Here is a 388-nt window from a genome sequence, read left to right on the forward strand (position 1 = left end):
CCTGGCTCGCCGACTGGAACACCAACCCCCGGCCCTTCATCTGGACAAAGACCGCCGACGAGATCCTCGAAAAGGTCGCAACCTACTGCCGACGAATCTCCGACTCAGGACACTAGGCCGTGTCCGGCGGATCGGGGTTGCCCTCTGTCGGGGCAGCCGGTCGGGGCTGCCCCTGCCCGTGTCCTGCGGTCTGCGGCTGGGTTGTGGCCGGTCGCGCAGTTCCCCGCGCCCCTGAAGCGCCCCTGAAGCGCCCCTGCGGGGCGCTAGGCGGTGTCTTCAATTGATCTTGGATGGTGGATCATGGTCGGGTGATACGTCGCCATGAACTGTCTGATGCGGAGTGGGAGTTCGTTCGGCCGCTGCTGCCCGCCTCCTTGCGGGGGCGCAA

The 388-nt window shown here is 66.8% G+C and carries 1 pseudogene; it reads left to right on the top strand.

Annotated features, from left to right (window positions below):
* Nucleotides 1-116 (top strand): annotated as a pseudogene (locus G5C65_RS40010) (IS630 family transposase); the annotation flags it as partial.
* Between the last annotated feature and the right edge of the window lie 272 nt (nucleotides 117-388).

Source organism: Streptomyces boncukensis, assembly GCF_011045075.1.
GTDB classification, from domain to species: domain Bacteria; phylum Actinomycetota; class Actinomycetes; order Streptomycetales; family Streptomycetaceae; genus Streptomyces; species Streptomyces boncukensis.